A 17,042-nucleotide genomic window follows, 5' to 3' on the forward strand; every position below is an offset into this window, starting at 1 on the left:
GATAATAGGCAATGTATTAAACCGGGGTTTATCGCTGCCCGGCTCGTGGTATTCTATCGAAATGGCTGGAGAAAACAGGATCATTGCCTTCGGCGCCGGAGGCAACGAGGCAAACGCGGACAAGCCAGAGGCTACCGCGCCCGAGGTCACACCCGCAGATGCGGTTGCCGAGCAGCCCCGTCAGGCGGACGAGCACTGGGACGAAGCCTGGGTCGGCGATCACGAAGAAGCGGACGAATCGCGCTCCAACGCGTGGATTGCCCCGCTCCTCGCCGGTCTGGCGACGGCAGGCTGGACGGCGCTGTTCCTTTTCGCCCGCCTTCCCCAATTCCAGCCCGGCGTCGCCCTGGAGGCTGTACCCACCCTGGTCAGCGAATGGGCCGTCCCGGTCCTGCTGATCGGACTGTGCTGGCTCCTCGTGCTTCGCCACAGCGCACGAGAAGGAAAGCGCTTCGGCGACGTGGCACAGTCCCTGTCGCGCGAATCCGCACGGCTCGAAGAGCGCCTGACCACCGTCAATCGCGAACTCAGCCTTGCCCGCGAATTCCTTGCCTCGCAGTCGCGCGACCTGGAAAGCCTCGGGCGCATCGCCGCCGAGCGCATCTCGGAGAACGCCGGACGTCTCGAGGAACTGATCCGCGACAACGGGAACCGCGTCGATTCCATCAGCACGGTCAGTCATGCCGCGCTGGAAAACATGGAAAAGCTGCGCAGCCAGCTGCCCGTCATCGCCAGCTCGGCCAAGGACGTCACCAACAACATCGGCAATGCGGGCCGCGCCGCGCATGTCCAGCTTGAGGACATGATCACCGGCTTCAACCGCCTGAACGAATTCGGCACCGCGAGCGAACGCCAGGTCGAAGCCCTGCGCAGCGCCGTCGAGACCACGTTGGGTGAGTTCGCCACACAGTGCGAAAAGCTCGAAGACCTCACCGAGAAGCGCTTCACGGCGCTTACCGAAAAGAGCGAGGAATTCCGCACCGAGCTCGACAAGCACGAGATAGAGGCCCTTGCAGCCGTGCGCACCCGTGCCGCCGCGCTCAGCGAGGAGATCGCCAGCACCCGCAACCAGCTCGACACCCACGAGGCAGAAAGCCTCACCTCGCTGCGTGCACGCCTCAAGGCCCTGCGCGATGAAAGCGACGTCGTCTCGCGCGCCCTGCGCAATGCCGAGACCAAGGCCGTGGAGCGGCTCCAATCGTCGCTGGCCGAACTGCAGACCGAACAGGCGGGTGTCAGCGATGCCATCGCGCAATCCCAGCGCAAGGCGATCGAAAGCCTTACCGAACGGCTTGCCGGCATCGAGAACGAGGCCATGCGCCTCGACCAGAAGTTTGCCGAGCGCTCTGCCCGGCTTGCCGGCGAAGCGGCCGAACGTCTCGAACGCCAGCAACAGCAGGAACACGCCGCAATCGCGCGCCTGCGCGAAACACTGGGCGAACTGGACAGCGGCATTGCCGAACGCCTCGAGAACCATCGCATCCAGAGCGAGAACCTGCGCGAAACGGCAGCCGCGATCACCGCACAGCTCTCCGCGTTCGAAACCCGCCTGCGGGCCATTTCGGAAGACAGCGCCCAAGGCGAGGAAGTCCTGAGCGCAAGCCTGACCGCGCTGACCGAAAGGCTGACCTCGGCCCGCGCGACCCTTGCGGCAACGGACAATGACGTCGAGAAGCTCACCGACGACAGCATCCGGCTGCTGGAACTGATCCAGGCGAGCGCCAAGCAGGCCCACAATGCCCTGCCCGAAGCCCTCTCGATCACCGAGGACCGCCTCGACCGCGTCAATCAGGGCATCGGCGCCCTGCTCGACAGCCTCAAGCGAGCCGGGGACGGCAGCGAAGGTCTTGCGAACGAAATCGATGGTACCGGCAGGACGCTTCAGGACCTCATGGCTTCGCTTGCCACGGCCCACGCCGACATCAACCGGCAGGGCAGCGACCACGCCGCACTGCTGCGCGACCTGCGCAGCGCTCTCGACGATATCGAGCAGGCAAGCGACAAGGCATCGGACAAGGCCGGAACCGAACTGCGCGCGTCCATCGAAGCTCTCAACGCGACGATTGCCGAGAGCATCGAAGCGATCGAAAGCAAGAGCGCGGCGAAAGTCGCCAGCGTCGCCGAGAAGCTCGGCAAGGAAGGCGCCATGGCGATCGACAAGGCGATGCGCTCACGCGTGGCCGAAGTCTCGGGCCAGCTCGATCAGGCCGTCGCCCATGCTTCGGGCGCTACCCGGGAGGCCGCAATCCAGCTGCGCGACCAGCTCGGCAAGATCGACGAACTGGTCGGCAACCTCGAGAACCGCGTCGCCCACGCCCGCAGCCGCGCCGAAGAACAGGTCGACAACGACTTTTCACGGCGTGTTGCGCTCATCACGGAATCGCTCAACTCGAACTCGATCGACATCGCCAACGCCCTGTCATCCGATGTCTCGGACACGGCCTGGGCCGCATACCTGCGCGGCGACCGCGGTATCTTCACACGCCGCGCGGTGCGCCTGCTCGAAGCCGGGGAAGCCAAGGCGATCCAGCAGATCTTCGAGCGCGACGATTCCTTCCGCGAGCACGTCAGCCGCTACATCCACGACTTCGAGGCGATCCTGCGCCAGATCCTCTCGACCCGCGACGGCAATGCGCTCGGCGTGACCCTGCTCTCATCGGACATGGGCAAACTCTACGTGGCGCTGGCACAGGCCATCGAACGCCTGCGCAACTGACACGTAGGCCAATCGGCAAGGCGAGCTCCCCAATCAGGGAGCAGCCCTGCCGAGACACCATCAGTAGCCGAGATCCTTGACCGGCGGATCGCCGAAGAAGTTGAGGTCCTCGACCTCGATCCAGCCATATACGTAGTTGAGGTAGAACAGCCCCATCAGCACAGCGGCCAGCACCGTTGCGCGCAGCGCGATGCGGCCGGGCCGGAAATTGATCGGCGCGCTGTCGGCATGGCCGGTCTCGACCTTGTGACCGTCGACCTCATCCGGCGTACGCAAGCCGATCGGCATGACGAGGAAAGCGCTGAGGACCCACAGCAAGCTGTAGATCGCGGCTATCGATGTCCATTGCATGGGCGCGCTCCGATCAACTCTCGAGAAGCAGGACCTGGACCTGCGGCCGCTTGCCCGACCAGCGGGTGGCCGCACGCCGCGCGGCAAGGCGCGCCGCCTCTACCCGATCGGCATGGTCCGCCTTTTTCGCCTTGGCGAGCGCATTGGCAACGTCGCCGCGCGCCTCTTCGATGAAGGCCTGATAGTCCTCGTCCAGAGGCAGGCCCATGGCGGCCACCTCGACGTTCCCCTTGCGGTCCGCTGCGACCGAGACGACGCCGTTGAAGGCGATGCGCCGGCGCATCACGATGGCCTCGCCGTCAGCCGGCGCGATGATATCGCCGTCGAGCACGAGCCGGCCCGAGCGAACTTCGCCAAACTTGCCCGGCGCCCCCGGCGCCAGTCGCACAAGATCGCCGTTCTTCTGGAACACGGCCTTGGGAATACCGCAGGAAAGGCCGAGTTTCGCCTGCTCACGCATATGACGGATCTCCCCGTGCACGGGCACGAGGATTTCCGGCCTGATCCAGCCATAGAGCGCTTCGAGTTCCGGTCGCCCGGGATGCCCAGAAACGTGGATATGGCTCTGACGGTCGGTGACAATGACGATCCCATCATCGGCAAGGCGGTTCTGGATCTTGCCGATGGCGATTTCGTTGCCCGGGATCTGGCGGCTGGAGAAAAGGACGACATCGCCCTTCTCCAGCTTGATCGGGTGATTGCCTTCGGAAATTCGCGCGAGTGCCGCGCGCGGTTCCCCCTGTCCGCCGGTCGCGACGATCAGCACGTCGCTGCGCGGCAGATCCATCGCCGCTTCCGGATCGACGATCTCGGGCAGATCCTTGAGGTAGCCGCAGGCCTGGCCCGTCTGGATGATGCGGTCGAGCGAGCGTCCCGCCACACACAACTTGCGGTTGGTGCGTCGCGCCACTTCGCCCAGCGTCTGCAGCCGCGCCACATTGGATGCGAAGGTCGTCACCAGAACCCGGCGGCCGTTGTGACGCTTCACTTCCTCAAGCAGGCCGTCGAAGACATCGCCTTCCGAGCCCGAAGCCTTCGGATTGAACACGTTGGTGGAATCGCAGACCAGTGCCAGGACGCCATCGTCGCCGATCCTGGTCAGTTCCTCGGCGGTTGCCGGAGTACCGATCTGCGGCGCATCGTCGAGCTTCCAGTCGCCGGTATGGAAGATCCGGCCGAACGGCGTATCGATCAACAGGGCATTGCCTTCCGCGATCGAGTGCGCGAGCGGGACGTAACGGATACCGAAAGGCCCGATCTCGAAACGCTCAAGGTCTTCCACCACGATCAGTTCGACATCGTCGAGGATACCGGCCTCATCCAGCTTCGCGGCCACGAGCTTCGCCGTGAAGGGCGTGGCGTAGATCGGCACACCCAGTTCCTCGGCGAAATAGGGAACGGCACCGATGTGGTCTTCATGCGCATGGGTCAGGACGATGCCCAGCAGGTTCTCACGCTCGTTCTCGATGAACTCGAGATCGGCGAAGACGAGATCGATTCCCGGGTACTCATTCATGCCGAAGGTCATGCCGAGATCGACCATCAGCCACTTGCCCTGGCAACCGTAGAGATTGACGTTCATGCCAATCTCGCCCGAGCCACCGAGCGCGCAAAACAACAATTCGTTACCGGGAATCACTTAGAAGCTGCCCTTTCGGCAAGTATGGCAAGGCCGTCGAGCGTAAGATCGGCATCCACGGCATCGAAAATCTCGGTCGCCTCGTCGAACAGCACCGCAAGGCCGCCCGTCGCGATGACCTTGGCGGGCCGGCCGATCTCGGCGCGCATCCGCGCGATCAGGCCCTCCATCATGGCAACATAGCCCCAGAAAACGCCGATCAGCATCTGGTCCTCGGTGTTGCGGCCGATGACGCTGGTGGTCTTGGGGATCTCGATGGCAATGCGCGGCAACTTGGCGGTATTGCCAACCAGGGCATCGAGCGAGAGATTGATGCCCGGGGCGATGATGCCGCCCTTGTAGGCGCCCTTGAAGTCGACGATGTCGAAGGTCGTGGCCGTACCGAAATCGACGACGATCAGGTCTCCACCGTGCTTGGCATGGGCCGCGATCGCATTGACTGCACGATCCGCCCCGAGCGAGCGCGGCTCATCGACATCGATGTCGATGGCGTAATCGGCCTTGCCATGTCCGGCGATCAGCGGCTCGACATCGAAGTAATGCCGGCTGAGGATCTCGAGATTGTGGAGCGCGCGCGGAACCACGGTCGAGATGATGATCGTATCGACCTGCTTGCTGTCGATCCCGCGAATGCCGAGCAACTGCATGAGCCAGACGGCATACTCGTCCCCGGTGCGGCGCGGATCGGTGGCAATGCGCCAACGCCCCTTCAACTCGCGTCCGTCGAATAGCGCGAAAACGACATTGGTATTGCCGGCATCAATGGCGAGCAGCATGGGACCTGGTTTTCCTCAATGCGAAGTTGCGGAAAGAAGCACGTCGCCGGCATGGATCGTCCGCAGCGATCCGTCGTTCAGGCTGAGCAGGAGGTTCCCCTCTTCCGTCAGCCCGGCAAACCCACCTTCGATTGCCTCCTCTCCCGGAGGAAGCACCGTGAGCCGGGTTCCCTTGGGATGCGCGGCACTCTGCCAGCGACGCAGCATGGGAGCAAGGCCGGCCGAACGCCAGCGTTCGAGTTCGAGAGCAAAAGCACGCGCCAGCCCGACCGCGAAATCATCGCGGGAAACATCGACGCCATGATCGCAGAGCGCGGCAACGGCACGCCCTTCGACATGCGGTGCAACGCGCAGGTTCACGCCGATGCCGACGATGACTGTGCCGGCGACCATTTCCAGGAGAATGCCCGCGACCTTGCTACCGGACAGCAAGAGATCGTTCGGCCACTTGAGCCACAGGGGCGAAGGATCGGGAAGCAGCGACGCGATCGCTTCATGGACGGAAAGGCCAGCAAGAAGCGCAAGGCTGGCGAACGGCGGATCGCCTTGCCCAGGCCTTACTACCGTCGAACCCATGAAATTGCCGAGCCCGTCATTCCAGGCGCGGCCCAGGCGGCCCTTCCCTGCCGTCTGGCGGTCCGCAACCAGCCACTCGCCTTCCGGGAGGTATTCCCCACCGGACAGGCGAGCAGCCAGATCAGCGTTGGTCGAACCCGTCTGAGTGACGGATCGGATCAAAGCGAGAAGTAAAGCGCTGCAGCGGCGGCGTCAGCGAGACCGCCCAGCCACTTGGTCAGCAGGTAGCCCAGCGGCGAAATGAACACGACCGAGGCGACAAGGATGATCTTGTGCCAAATGTCGTTCTCACCCTTCACCACATCGGCAGGCTCATCGAAATACATGATCTTGACGACCTTGAGGTAGTAGAAGGCGCCAATTACCGATGCTGCGATGCCGATTGCCGCAAGTGCGATCATGTTGGCCTGCACTGCCGACTGGAAGACGACGAACTTGCCCCAGAAGCCGAACAGCGGCGGGATGCCGGCAAGGCTGAACATGATCATCGCCAGGCCGAGCGCCAGCGCCGGGCGCGTGCGCGACAGGCCAGCCAGCATCGGGATGTCCTCGACGAAGTTGCCGTTCTCGTCCTTGAGCATCAGGATCGCGACGAAACCGCCCAGCGACATCGCGACGTAGATCGCAAGGTACACGAGCATCGCCGAGGCGCCCTGCGGCGTTGCGACAGCCAGACCGATCAGCATGAAGCCGACGTTGTTGATCGACGAGTAAGCCATCAGTCGCTTGATGTTCGTCTGGCCGATGGCGCCAAGGGCACCCACGACGATCGAAGCAAGCGAGATGAAGATCACGATCTGCTGCCAGGCCGCGGCCTGATCGCCGAACGCATCGAGCATGACGCGCATGGTCAGGCCAAGCGCAGCCACCTTCGGCGCGGTCGCGAAGAAGGTCGTGACCGGCGTCGGCGCGCCTTCGTAAACGTCGGGAGTCCACATGTGGAACGGCACGGCGCTGATCTTGAAGGCCAACCCTGCGAGCATGAACACGATGCCGAACAGTGCGCCATGCGACAGCCCGGAGGACAGCGCGGAGTTGATGCCCGAGAACGAGGTCGTGCCGGTAAAGCCGTAAGTCAGGCTCATGCCGAACAGGAGGATACCCGAGGCCAGCGAACCCAACACGAAGTACTTGAGGCCCGACTCCGCCGAACGGTCGTCCGTGCGCAGGAACGCGGCGAGAACATAGGCAGCCAGCGAGTTCATCTCGAGACCGATGTACAGCGTCAGCAGGTCACCTGCCGAAACCATGATGCCCATGCCCAGCGCCGCGAAGACGACAAGCACCGGATATTCCGCACGCATCGCGTCGAAGCGATCGAAGAACTTCGGCGCAATCACCAGCGATGCGGCAGCCGAGATGTAAATCAGGATCTTGGCATAGGACGCAAAGGCATCGGCACGGAACTGGCCGAAGAAGGCCGACGTATCCGGCCCCATGGCCCCACCGCAAAGCGCGGGGGCAACGAGGAAGGACGCAGCGGCAAGCGCGGCGACGGCAAGGATCGAGATCAGCCGGCTCGACTTGTCACCGCCCCAGGCGGCAATCAGAAGCAGGACGAGACCTGCAACGCTCAGCGTTTCTTCCGGCGCGATCAGGCGCAGCGACTGTGACCAGTCCATCAGTGTGCCCCCTCATGCGCAGATACTTCTTCGTGCACAGGTTTTTCCTTACCCATGGCGACCTTGGAGTCTCCTTCCGGCTTGGCGGCGGCAAGACGGGCGTCGAGCGCGGCAATGTCGGCGCGCATCGGCGCAATGAAGCTCTCGGGATAGATGCCCATCCACAGCACCGCGATGCCCAGCGGAACCACCATCAACAGCTCACGGACGTCGAGGTCGGCCATGGCCGCGGCATCGGCGTTCTTCTGCTCGCCGAAAGCGACCCGGCGATAGAGGTAGAGCATGTAGGCGGCGCCCAGGATGATGCCGGTGGCGCAGATCAGCGTGGCCCACGTCGACACCTGGTAGATACCCGCGAGGCTCAGGAACTCGCCGACGAAACCGCTGGTGCCCGGAAGGCCGACGGAAGCCATCGTAAAGAGCATGAAGAACAGCGCGTAACGCGGCATGTTGATCGAAAGCCCGCCGTAACGGTCTATTTCGCGGGTGTGCAGGCGATCGTAGATGATGCCAACGCACAGGAACAATGCACCCGAAACAAGACCGTGGCTGAGCATGATCAGCATCGAGCCTTCGAGGCCCTGCACGTTGAAGGCGAACAGGCCGATCGTCACGATCGCCATGTGCGCGACCGACGAATAGGCAATCAGCTTCTTCATGTCGTGCTGCACGAGCGCGATCAGCGAAGTCAGGACGACGGCCGCCATCGACAGGCCCCAGATCAGAGGACCGAAGTAGGCCGAGGCTTCAGGGAACATCGGCAACGAAAAGCGGATGAAACCGTAGCCGCCCATCTTCAGCAGCACGCCTGCCAGGATGACCGAACCGGCGGTCGGTGCCTGCACGTGTGCGTCCGGAAGCCAGGTGTGCACCGGCCACATCGGCATCTTCACCGCGAAGCTGGCGAAGAAGGCGAGCCACAGCCAGGTCTGGACATGCGGATCGAAGTCATAGGCCATCAGCGTCGGGATGTCTGTGGTACCGGCGGTGTTCGCCATCCACAGCATCGCGATCAGCATCAGCACCGAACCGAGCAGCGTGTAGAGGAAGAACTTGTACGAAGCGTAGATACGGTCCGCACCGCCCCACACGCCGATGATCAGGTACATCGGGATGAGGCCGGCCTCGAAGAAGATGTAGAACAGGAACAGGTCCTGCGCCGCGAAAACGCCGATCATGAGCGTTTCCATCAGCAGGAACGCGGCCATGTACTCACCGACGCGCTTGTCGATCGACTTCCAGCTCGCGCCGATACAGATCGGCATGAGGAAGACCGACAGCATGATCAGCAACAGGGCGATGCCGTCGATACCGAGCGCGTAGGAGAAGCCGGAGAACAGCTCCACCCGTTCGGTGAACTGCCACTGCGCACCACCAATGTCGAAGTTCGCCCATAGCACGACGCCCAGTGCAAAATCGAGCAGCGTGGCCGCCAGCGCGAGGTTCCGCGCCGGCTTGGCTTCGAGGAAGAGGCATGCCAGTGCCGCCGCGAGCGGCACAAGCAGCATCAGGCTGAGGATCGGAAAACCACTCATCATCTTATCCCGCGATCACCCAGCTGATGGCGCCGACTAGGCCCAGCAGCATGACTAGTGCGTAACTGTAGAGATAGCCCGACTGGACTTTCTGTGCGTATGTCGAACCCTTGGCGACGACCCAGGCCGCGCCGTTGGGACCGAAGCGGTCGATCAGACCGACGTCGCCCTGCTTCCAGAACACGCGGCCGAGCCAGAACGCCGGAACCACGAACAGGTAGTGGTAGAGCTCGTCGAACATCCACTTGCGGTACACGAAGGTGTAAACCGGGCCGAGCTGCTCGGCGACGGCGGCCGGGAACCGGGTGTTGCGGATGTAGCCGTACCAGGCGGTGACCAGACCGATGACCATTACGATGAACGGGCTCCATTTGATGAGCTCGGGGATCGAGTGCATCGCGTGGATCAGGTGCTCGTGGAACACCAGCGCGCCCTTCCAGAATTCGCCGGTACCTTCGCTGACGAACTCGTGCTGGAACACATAACCTGCCGCGACCGCACCGAATGCGAGAATCAGGAGCGGGATCAGCATGACCAGCGGGCTTTCATGCGGATGATAGCCGGCGGTGCCTTCGGGATTGTGGACATGGTTGTCATGGCCGGCTTCCTCGGAAGGATCCTCATGGTGATGGTGCACGGCGTGCTGGATGTGCTCCGAACCGGCCCAGCGAGGCTTGCCGAAGAAAGTCAGGAAAACCAGGCGCCAGGAATAGAAGCTCGTCATCAAGGCGGCGAAAATGCCCATCCAGAAGGCGAAGCTGCCCGAGGCGCTGCCTGCGGCATAGGCGGCCTCGAGGATCGCGTCCTTCGAGTGGAAGCCCGCGAAGCCGACGCCGAACATGCCCACACCGGTGATGGCGAGCGTACCGGCCGTCATCGTCCAGAAGGTGATCGGGATGTGCTTACGCAGGTTACCATAGAAGCGCATGTCCTGCTCATGGTGCATCGCGTGGATGACCGAACCGGCACCGAGGAACAGCAGCGCCTTGAAGAAAGCGTGCGTGAACAGGTGGAACATGGCTGCGCCATAAGCGCCCACGCCGGCGGCAAAGAACATGTAGCCGAGCTGCGAACAGGTCGAATACGCGATAACGCGCTTGATGTCCCACTGGGTGCAGCCGATCGTCGCGGCGAAGAAGCAGGTCGCGCCGCCGATCACGGTGATGAAGGCCATCGCCGTCGGGCTCGTTTCGAACATCGGCGAGAGACGGCAGACCATGAAGACGCCGGCGGTGACCATGGTCGCCGCGTGGATCAGCGCCGAAACCGGGGTCGGGCCTTCCATCGCGTCCGGAAGCCAGGTGTGCAGGCCAAGCTGGGCCGACTTGCCCATCGCGCCGATGAACAGCAGCAGACACAGGACGGTCATGGTATCGAAACGATGGCCGAGGAAGCCGATCGTCGAACCGGCCATGCCCGGGGCTGCCTGAAGAATTTCGTGGATCGAGACGGTGCCGAAGACCAGGAACGTGCCGAAGATGCCGAGCATGAAGCCAAGGTCGCCAACGCGGTTGACCACGAAGGCCTTGATCGCGGCAGCGCAGGCCGACGGCTTGCGGAACCAGAAGCCGATCAGCAGGTACGAAGCCAGACCGACGCCTTCCCACCCGAAGAACATCTGCACCAGATTGTCCGCCGTCACCAGCATGAGCATGGCAAAGGTGAACAGCGAGAGGTAGGCGAAGAAGCGCGGCTGATCCGGCTCCTCATCCATGTAACCCCACGAGTAGAGGTGCACGAGAGCCGAAACAGACGTGACCACGACGAGCATGACCGCGGTCAGCGTGTCGACGCGCAGGGCCCAGTCGAAGGCCATCGGGCCCGACTTTACCCAGGTCAGCACCGGAACGACAGTCGCTTCGGCGCTGCCGGTCAGGAAGCTGATGAAGATCGGCCAGGACAGCGCACAGGCAATGAACAGCGCGCCGGTGGTGACCACCTTCGCCGGAACATTGCCGAGCTGCTTGTTGCCAAGCCCGGCGATGATCGCTGCCAGGAGCGGCAGGAAGACGATGAGCAGGATCGACTGCAAGGCCTTATCCCTTCATCCGGTTGACGTCGTCGACGGCGATGCTGCCGCGGCCACGGAAATAGATCACGAGGATAGCAAGCCCCACTGCGGCCTCGCCCGCCGCCACGGTCAGAACGAACATGGCGAAGATCTGACCTGTCAGGTCTCCCAGGAAGGAGCTGAAGGCGACGAGGTTGATGTTCACCGCAAGCAGGATCAGTTCGATCGCCATCAGGATGACAATGATGTTCTTGCGGTTCAGGAAGATGCCGAGAACGCCGAGCACGAAGAGGATCGAGCTCACCACGACATAGTGTTCGATACCGATCACAGCTGGACCCCCTTGCCCACTTCGGGCTTGACGTTGACGGTCGCCTCATCGGGGCGGCGCATGATCTGCTTGGAGATCTTCTGGCCCCGGGTGTCCGAACGCTGGCGATGGGTCAGCACGATGGCGCCGATCATCGCGACAAGCAGGATGATGCCCGCAGCTTCGAACAGGAAGAGGTAGCGGCTGTAGAGGAGACCACCGATGGCCTCGATGTTGCTGGCGCCGGCAGGAGTCGCCGCTGCGCCGTCGGGCGTACCCAGATCCATTGCCCCGGCGCGGTAGGCGCCGATGCCCAGGACCATCTCGGCCAGCAGAACGATCGCGACAAGCAGGCCCAGCGGGAAGTTCTTGACGAACCCGGCACGCAGTTCGGCGAAGTCGATGTCGAGCATCATGACGACGAACAGGAAGAGCACCGCGACCGCGCCGACATAGACGATGACGAGCAGCATGGCGATGAACTCGGCCCCGGTCAGCACCATCAGGCCGGCAGCGTTGAAGAACGCCAGGATCAGCCAGAGGACCGAGTGGACCGGGTTGCGGGCAGTGATCGTCGTCACCGCGGACGCGATGGTGATCACGGCGAAGAGGTAGAAGGCAAATACGTGAATCATGACCTCGGCGCGCCCCTAGCGATACGGCGCATCGGCTTCAAGGTTCGCGGCAATAGCCCGCTCCCACTTGTCCCCGTTCGCCAACAGCTTAGCCTTGTCGTAGAGCAGTTCTTCGCGCGTTTCGGTCGCGTATTCGAAGTTCGGCCCCTCGACGATTGCATCGACCGGGCAGGCTTCCTGGCAGAAGCCGCAGTAGATGCACTTCGTCATGTCGATGTCGTAGCGCGTGGTACGGCGCGAACCGTCGGCACGCGGAGCGGCCTCGATCGTGATCGCTTGCGCCGGGCAGATCGCCTCGCACAGCTTGCACGCGATGCAGCGTTCCTCGCCGTTGGGATAACGGCGCAGGGCGTGCTCACCACGAAAGCGGGGCGAAAGCGGGTTCTTCTCGAAGGGGTAGTTGATCGTCGCCTTGGGCTTGAAGAAGTACTTCAAAGTGAGCCAGTGCGCCTTCACGAACTCCCAGAGCGTGAAGCTCTTGATGAGGTGTCCGACGGTCATGCGAAGTGTCCGGTAGCCATGAGGTAGCCGCTGACGATTACGACGAACAGCAGCGATACGGGCAGGAAGACCTTCCAGCCCAGACGCATCAGCTGGTCGTAGCGGTACCGCGGGACGGTCGCCTTCACCCAGCTGAACACGAAGAAGAAGAACAGTACCTTGAGCAGGAACCAGATGAAGCCCGGAACGAGGTACAGGATCGGAATGTCGAGCGGCGGGAGCCAGCCCCCGAAGAACAGCGTCGCGTTGAGCGCGCACATCAGCAGCACATTGGCGTATTCGCCCAGCCAGTAGGCCGCGAAAGCCATCGACGAGTATTCGGTCTGGTAACCGGCGACGAGCTCGGATTCCGCTTCGGTAAGGTCGAAGGGCGCGCGCTGCGTCTCGGCCATGCCCGAAATGAGGAACATCACCCACATCGGGAACAGCAACGGGTTGAACGCGAAGCCGTTGAAGATGCCGAGTACGTGGCCTTCCTGCGCCTTGACGATGTCGTTGAGGTTGAACGTGCCGGCCCAAAGGACAACGCAGATCAGGATGAAGCCGATCGACACTTCATAGGAGATCATCTGTGCCGAGGCGCGCATCGCCGAGAAGAACGGGTACTTCGAGTTCGAGGCCCAGCCCGCCATGATCGTGCCGTATACGCCCAGCGAACTGATCGCGAGAACATAGAGCAGGCCGACGTTGATATCCGAGAGGATCGCGCCCGAATTGAACGGGATCACCGCCCAGGCCATCAGCGCCACCGTGAAGGTCACCACCGGCGCGATGAGGAAGATGCCCTTGTTCGCAGCCGAGGGAATGATGGTTTCCTGCAGGAAGACCTTGAGGCCGTCCGCGAAGGACTGAAGCAGGCCGAACGGGCCGACCACGTTGGGGCCGCGGCGCAGTGCCATGGCCGCCCAGATTTTGCGGTCGGCGTAGATGATCATGGCCACGCCGAGCAGCAGCGGCAACGCGATCAGCAGGATGCCGCAGATCGTCGAGACGAACCAGGCCCAGTCGTGGGACATGCCAAGGGATTGAAAGAAAGCGGTCATTCCGCAGCCTCCGCAATCTCCTCGCCGTGCAGCAGTTCAGCCGAACAGCGCTGCATCGTCGCACTGGCGCGGGCGATGGGGTTGGTCATGTAGAAGTCCTTGACCGGATAGGCGATCACGCCGGTGGCAGAACCGCCACCAGCAGGCAGGTCGCTCCCGTAGTCGGCCAGACCTTCGATGCCAAGGGCCGGAACCTCGGAAATCATCGCTGCGCGCAATTCCTCGAAGCTGTCGAAGCCGACCGACACGTTGAAAGCGTCGGCCAGGGCCCGCAAGATCGACCAGTCCTCGCGCGCATCGCCAGGCGCGAAGACGGCCTTGTCGGCCATCTGCACGCGCCCTTCGGTGTTCACGTAGGTACCGGCCTTTTCGGTGTAGGCCGCTGCCGGCAGGATGACATCGGCCGCATGCGCGCCCTTGTCACCGTGATGGCCGATGTAGACGATCATCGAATCGGCGAACCTGGTGTAGTCCACTTCGTCCGCGCCGAGCGAGATAAGCACCTTCGGCTTGGCTGCCACGATATCGGCGATGCCGCCCTTCTGGGCGTAGCCGAGCATCAGGCCGCCCATGCGGGCTGCCGCCATGTGCAGGACGTTGAAGCCGTTCCACCTGGTGCCGTCTTCGAGATCGCGAACGAGCCTGAACTCGCCGGCCAGCGCCAGGGCCGCTTCGAGGCCGCCGCGGCCCAACCCTGCCCCGCCGACGACGATCGCCGGACGCGCCGCGCCCTTGAGCGCTTCACCGACATGCGCCGGAAGCTTGCCGAGAACCGAAAGGTCGTCGCCGAGGAACTCGCCGCCGAACGTGGTTTCCCACTCCGGTCCGACCAGGAACACCTTGGCGCCGGCCTTCACGGCCTTGCGCAGACGGACGTTAACCAGCGGCGCTTCAGAGCGCACGTTGCTACCGACGATCAGGATCGCGTCGGCAGTCTCGATGCCGCCCAGCGTGGAGTTGAAGTTCACCGCAGCAAGGCTCGAGGTGTCGTAGTCCATCCCGGTCTGGCGACCTTCGAGCAGGTTCGAGCCAAGGGCACCGACCAGCTTCCTGGCCGCGAACATCGTCTCGCAGTCGAGCATGTCGCCGGCAACCGCCGCGATCGAATTGCCCGGGTTGAGCGAAGCGATGGCAGCGAAGGCTTCACCCCAGCTGGCGGGAACCAGCTTGCCGTCGCGACGCAGGAACGGCTTGTCGAGGCGGCGCTTGATCAGGCCATCGACCTGGTAGCGCGCCTTGTCCGAGATCCATTCCTCGTTGACGTCGTCGTTGATGCGCGGGAGCACGCGAAGCACTTCGCGTCCGCGGCTGTCGATGCGGATGTTCGCGCCGATAGCGTCGGAAACGTCGATGCCCAGGGTTTTCTTGAGCTCCCAGGGACGCGCTTCGTAGGCATAGGGGCGCGAGGTCAGCGCGCCGACCGGGCACAGGTCGATCACGTTGGCCGACATCTCGTGCTTGGCAGCATGTTCGAGATAGGTCGTGATCTGCATGTTCTCGCCGCGATAGAGCGCGCCGATCTCGTCCACGCCGGCGATCTCTTCCGAGAAACGCACGCAGCGGGTGCAGTGAATGCAACGCGTCATCGTCGTCTTGATGAGCGGGCCCATGTACTTTTCGGTGACCGCGCGCTTGTTCTCGTCATAGCGCGAGGCGCCGCGGCCATAGGCCACCGACTGGTCCTGCAGATCGCATTCGCCGCCCTGATCGCAGATCGGGCAATCGAGCGGGTGGTTGATGAGGAGGAACTCCATCACCCCTTCCCGCGCCTTCTTGACCATCTCGGAGTCGGTGCGGATTTCCTGGCCTTCAGTGGCCGGAAGCGCGCACGAAGCCTGGGGCTTGGGCGGTCCGGGCTTCACCTCGACGAGGCACATGCGGCAGTTGCCCGCAATCGACAGGCGCTCATGATAGCAGAAGCGCGGGATTTCCTTGCCGGCGAGTTCGCAGGCCTGCAGGACGGTGGCGCCTGCGGGGACCTCGAGTTCTACGCCGTCTACGGTTACCTTGGGCATTACTCAGCAGCCTCCGGCATGTTTTCAGCGATCCGGCGTTCCAGCTCGGGGCGGAAGTGGCGGATCAGGCCCTGGATCGGCCACGCCGCAGCGTCGCCAAGGGCGCAGATGGTGTGACCTTCGACCTGCTTGGTGACCTGCTGCAGCATGTCGATTTCCTCGACGGCAGCGTCACCGGTGCGCAGGCGTTCCATGACACGCCACATCCAGCCCGTACCTTCGCGGCATGGCGTGCACTGGCCGCAGGACTCGTGCTTGTAGAAGTACGAGAGACGCGAAATGGCGCGGACGATGTCGGTGGACTTGTCCATCACGATCACGGCGGCGGTGCCGAGACCCGAACCGACGGCCTTGAGGCCATCGAAGTCCATCGGCGCGTCCCAGATCTGGTCGGCCGGAACCAGCGGAACCGAGGATCCGCCGGGGATCACCGCCAGCAGGTTATCCCTGCCGCCGCGGATCCCGCCGCAGTGCTTCTCGATCAGTTCGCTGAAGGGGATGCTCATTTCCTCTTCGACGACGCACGGCTTGTTCACGTGGCCCGAGATCTGGAAGAGCTTGGTGCCCTTGTTGTTCTCGCGGCCGAAGCTGGAGAACCACGAAGCGCCGCGACGCATGATGGTGGGCGCAACGGCGATGGACTCGACGTTGTTGACCGTGGTCGGGCAGCCGTAGAGGCCTGCTCCCGCCGGGAACGGCGGCTTCAGGCGGGGCTGCCCCTTCTTGCCTTCGAGGCTTTCGATCATCGCGGTTTCTTCGCCGCAGATGTAGGCGCCAGCGCCGCGGTGGACGAAGACGTCGAAGTCGTAGCCCGAACCGGCGGCGTTTTTGCCCAGCAGACCCGCCGCATAAGCTTCATCGCGCGCGGCGAAGAGCGTCTCTGCCTCACGGATGTATTCGCCGCGAATGTAGATGTAAGCGGCACGCGCACCCATCGCGAAACCGGCCACCAGCGCGCCTTCCAGCAGCAGGTGCGGATCGTGACGGATGATCTCGCGGTCCTTGCACGAACCCGGTTCGGATTCGTCCGCGTTGATGACCAGGAAGCTCGGCTTGGGATTGCCGTTGTGGTCGAGCGGCGGCTGCTTGGGCATGAAGGACCACTTCATGCCGGTCGGGAAGCCCGCGCCGCCACGGCCGCGCAGCCCCGAAGCCTTGATCTCCTCAATGATGAGATCTCGGCCCTTGGCGATGATGTCCTTGGTGTTGTCCCAGGCGCCGCGCGCCTGCGCTTCCTTCAGGTTCCACGGCTGATAGCCGTAGACGTTGGTGAAGATGCGATCCTTGTCAGCGAGCATCAGCGAGCGTCCAA

The 17,042-nt window shown here is 63.2% G+C and carries 14 protein-coding genes; 1 reads left to right on the forward strand and 13 read right to left on the reverse strand.

The window, feature by feature from the left end; genetic code table 11:
- Window positions 1–61 precede the first annotated feature (61 nt).
- On the forward strand, window positions 62–2,716 hold the full coding sequence (locus B5483_RS04615) for a coiled-coil domain-containing protein (RefSeq protein ID WP_079729595.1): 2,655 nt from the start codon (window positions 62–64) through the stop codon (window positions 2,714–2,716).
- A 60-nt stretch (window positions 2,717–2,776) separates the two neighbouring features.
- On the opposite strand, the gene B5483_RS04620 is transcribed toward B5483_RS04615, so the two are convergent.
- The 13 genes from B5483_RS04620 to nuoF are packed head-to-tail and all read right to left on the reverse strand — an operon-like array spanning window position 2,777 to window position 17,031.
- Window positions 2,777–3,067, reverse strand: a complete 291-nt coding sequence (locus B5483_RS04620) for a DUF1467 family protein (RefSeq protein WP_054948095.1) — start codon at window positions 3,065–3,067, stop codon at window positions 2,777–2,779.
- A gap of 13 nt (window positions 3,068–3,080) precedes the next feature.
- The gene (locus B5483_RS04625) at window positions 3,081–4,706 is read right to left on the reverse strand and encodes a ribonuclease J (protein ID WP_079729596.1); all 1,626 of its coding nucleotides are present in this window, start codon (window positions 4,704–4,706) and stop codon (window positions 3,081–3,083) included.
- Window positions 4,703–5,482 carry a type III pantothenate kinase gene (locus B5483_RS04630; protein ID WP_054948093.1) on the reverse strand — a complete coding sequence of 260 codons (780 nt, stop codon included), beginning with the start codon at window positions 5,480–5,482 and terminating at the stop codon, window positions 4,703–4,705. The genes B5483_RS04625 and B5483_RS04630 overlap by 4 nt, the downstream gene beginning before the upstream one ends.
- A gap of 15 nt (window positions 5,483–5,497) precedes the next feature.
- Window positions 5,498–6,220 (reverse strand): biotin--[acetyl-CoA-carboxylase] ligase, encoded by a 723-nt coding sequence (locus B5483_RS04635; protein ID WP_079729597.1) that lies wholly within the window; start codon window positions 6,218–6,220, stop codon window positions 5,498–5,500.
- Complete coding sequence (nuoN, locus tag B5483_RS04640; RefSeq protein WP_079729598.1) at window positions 6,217–7,680, reverse strand: NADH-quinone oxidoreductase subunit NuoN; 1,464 nt, start codon at window positions 7,678–7,680, stop codon at window positions 6,217–6,219. Before nuoN ends, B5483_RS04635 begins: the two co-directional genes overlap by 4 nt.
- Window positions 7,680–9,215: an NADH-quinone oxidoreductase subunit M gene (locus B5483_RS04645; protein WP_079729879.1), complete on the reverse strand. Its 1,536-nt coding sequence runs from the start codon at window positions 9,213–9,215 to the stop codon at window positions 7,680–7,682. Before B5483_RS04645 ends, nuoN begins: the two co-directional genes overlap by 1 nt.
- 4 nt (window positions 9,216–9,219) lie before the next feature.
- On the reverse strand, window positions 9,220–11,247 hold the full coding sequence (nuoL, locus tag B5483_RS04650; protein WP_079729599.1) for an NADH-quinone oxidoreductase subunit L: 2,028 nt from the start codon (window positions 11,245–11,247) through the stop codon (window positions 9,220–9,222).
- 4 nt (window positions 11,248–11,251) lie between these two features.
- Entirely contained in the window at window positions 11,252–11,557 is a 306-nt protein-coding gene (gene nuoK / locus B5483_RS04655) for an NADH-quinone oxidoreductase subunit NuoK (RefSeq protein WP_007015108.1), read from the reverse strand.
- Window positions 11,554–12,171 (reverse strand): NADH-quinone oxidoreductase subunit J, encoded by a 618-nt coding sequence (locus tag B5483_RS04660; RefSeq protein ID WP_054948089.1) that lies wholly within the window; start codon window positions 12,169–12,171, stop codon window positions 11,554–11,556. Before B5483_RS04660 ends, nuoK begins: the two co-directional genes overlap by 4 nt.
- 15 nt (window positions 12,172–12,186) lie before the next feature.
- Window positions 12,187–12,672: an NADH-quinone oxidoreductase subunit NuoI gene (gene nuoI / locus B5483_RS04665; protein ID WP_007015106.1), complete on the reverse strand. Its 486-nt coding sequence runs from the start codon at window positions 12,670–12,672 to the stop codon at window positions 12,187–12,189.
- Entirely contained in the window at window positions 12,669–13,715 is a 1,047-nt protein-coding gene (nuoH, locus tag B5483_RS04670) for an NADH-quinone oxidoreductase subunit NuoH (RefSeq protein WP_054948088.1), read from the reverse strand. The genes nuoI and nuoH overlap by 4 nt, the downstream gene beginning before the upstream one ends.
- Window positions 13,712–15,730 carry an NADH-quinone oxidoreductase subunit NuoG gene (nuoG, locus tag B5483_RS04675; protein WP_079729600.1) on the reverse strand — a complete coding sequence of 673 codons (2,019 nt, stop codon included), beginning with the start codon at window positions 15,728–15,730 and terminating at the stop codon, window positions 13,712–13,714. The genes nuoH and nuoG overlap by 4 nt, the downstream gene beginning before the upstream one ends.
- Complete coding sequence (gene nuoF / locus B5483_RS04680) at window positions 15,730–17,031, reverse strand: NADH-quinone oxidoreductase subunit NuoF (RefSeq protein ID WP_079729601.1); 1,302 nt, start codon at window positions 17,029–17,031, stop codon at window positions 15,730–15,732. The genes nuoG and nuoF overlap by 1 nt, the downstream gene beginning before the upstream one ends.
- Window positions 17,032–17,042 lie beyond the last annotated feature (11 nt).

The organism is Novosphingobium mathurense, from assembly GCF_900168325.1.
Taxonomy (GTDB): domain Bacteria; phylum Pseudomonadota; class Alphaproteobacteria; order Sphingomonadales; family Sphingomonadaceae; genus Novosphingobium; species Novosphingobium mathurense.